A 2,179-nucleotide genomic window follows, 5' to 3' on the forward strand; every position below is an offset into this window, starting at 1 on the left:
TCTTTATTTCTTTAGCCTGTTTAGCATAGTCATTTTTGATCTCATCTTGTTTTTGAGCATTTTCTGTAGCAGTTGTAGCTGTTCCTTTGTCTTTTGTTTCATCTTGAGCTACCTTAACTCCTGCAGATTTTGCATCGGCAACTGTTTTATCCAAATCAGCTGATGATACTTCTACTGGCAAAGCTGAGTCTTTAGAACCAGCCTTAGCTTGGCTTTCTTTGGCAACTTGGCTCATTTCACCCTGAGCTTCAGGTAGATTTGTGGCTGGGTTTCCTGTAGTAGCCACCTCAACTGTACTTGTACTAGTTGTCTCTGTAACTTCGTCAGCAAATACTGCTTTGTCTGCAAAAGCAATCAAAGCAGTTCCTAAAACAGCACCACACAAAGTTTTCGCAACTTTGCTTTTACGAAATCCATAGACTTCTTTTTTATTTTTCATTATAAGCCATTTCCTTATCTAAATTTAGTCGTTACTTCTTATAATAGCACTTTACAAGGCAAGATGCAAATATTTACTCTTTTTTCTCTCTATTTATAGAAAAATCCACATGTTTATAAATTAAATTAAAAAGAAGATGATCACACCATCTTCTTTTTAATTTAATTTATTTTGGCTCTATAATATTTGTAGTGGGTAAATCCCCTATAGATATTATGGAGCCTATTTTGTTGTAGAAAAAAAGTCCCATATGACCTATAATGAAAAGCAACCAAACCATCATTAGAAAGAGCCATATGGAACAATTACATTTTATCACAAAACTACTCGATATCAAAGACCCTAATATCCAAATTATAGACATCATCAATAAGGATACCCACAAGGAAATCATCGCTAAATTGGATTATGATGCCCCACTTTGTCCTGATTGCTGAAGCCAAATGAAGAAATATGACTTTCAAAAACCTTCTAAAATCCCTTACCTTGAAACGACTGGTATGCCTACTAGAATTCTCCTTAAAAAACGCCGTTTTAAGTGCTATTAGTGCTCTAAAATGATGGTCACTGAGACTCCTATAGTCAAGAAAAATCACCAAATCCCTCGTATCATCAACCAAAAGATTGCCCAGAAGCTAATCGAAAAGACTTCTATGACTGACATTGCCCATCAGCTGTCTATTTCAACTTCAACTGTCATTCGCAAACTCAATGACTTCCGTTTTAAGCATGATTTTTCTCGTCTGCCTGAGATTATGTCCTGGGACGAGTATGCCTTCACTAAGGGAAAGATGAGTTTCATTGCGCAAGATTTTGAAAAGCTCAATATCATCACTGTTCTTGAGGGCAGAACACAAGCTATCAAGCGCTACTGGAAGCTCATTCAACAAGATAGCCGTAAACTCAGCCATAAGAGATTTTATCGCCCTGCTTTTCGTATGCACTTAACGAATAGAGAAATTCTAGACAAGCTTTTGAGCTATTCAGAAGACTTGAAACACCACTATCATCTCTATCAACTCTTGCTTTTTCACTTTCAGAATAAGGAACCAGAGAAATTTTTCGGACTCATTGAAGACAATATAAAGAAGGTTCATTCTCTTTTTCAGACTGTTTTTAAAACATTTCTAAAGGACAAAGGGAAAATCGTCAATGCCCTTCAGTTATCCTATTCCAACGCAAAATTGGAAGCGACTAATAATCTCATCAAACTTATCAAACGCAATGCCTTTGGTTTTCGGAACTTTGAAAACTTCAAGAAGCGAATTTTCATCGCTCTGAATATCAAAAAAGAAAGGACGAAATTTGTCCTTTCTCGAGCTTAGCTTTTCTTCAACCCACTACAGTTGACAATGAGCCGAAAAAGAGGAAACAGAGTTCCTCTTTTCTATTTAACTTCCAGAAATTAGTTGCTTTCGTCTTCTTTTCGTTTCAACTGACTAAGTCCTAAAACCCCTACTAAAGCTGCTAGACCAAGATATGGCATGTAGCTTGAATCATTTGTACCTGTTTGAGGTAGAGTAGGGTTTCCTTTTGGATTTGGATTAGAATTAGGGGTTGTTGGCTCCTCTGGTTTCTTAGGTTCTGGTGTTGTAGTACGAACTGTGTTTGAAGCGTAAGAAACTTTGTTCACAGTATTTACATAGGTATTTTCAAAAGTTCCGACAGCAATTCGTTTCATTTGAATATAAGTCTCAGCCTGGAATGGAGAATCCAACTGAATCTCTTGAAGGAATTCCT

General features: G+C 36.6%; 2 protein-coding genes and 1 pseudogene. 1 reads left to right on the top strand and 2 read right to left on the bottom strand.

Annotated elements, in window-relative coordinates; translation table 11 throughout:
- The coding region (locus KZX55_RS09135) for a putative cross-wall-targeting lipoprotein signal domain-containing proteiin (protein WP_348982760.1) at nt 1-439 on the bottom strand (439 nt) is incomplete at its 3' end.
- A 296-nt stretch (nt 440-735) separates the two neighbouring features.
- Between KZX55_RS09135 and KZX55_RS09140 the strand changes: the two are divergent.
- A pseudogene (locus KZX55_RS09140) lies at nt 736-1,764 on the top strand (transposase).
- Between the two features lie 80 nt (nt 1,765-1,844).
- On the opposite strand, the gene KZX55_RS09145 reads toward KZX55_RS09140, so the two are convergent.
- On the bottom strand, nt 1,845-2,179 hold a 335-nt coding region (locus KZX55_RS09145), incomplete at its 5' end, for an LPXTG cell wall anchor domain-containing protein (RefSeq protein ID WP_248026970.1).

This window comes from Streptococcus halitosis, assembly GCF_023147855.1.
Taxonomy (GTDB): Bacteria; Bacillota; Bacilli; order Lactobacillales; family Streptococcaceae; genus Streptococcus; species Streptococcus halitosis_B.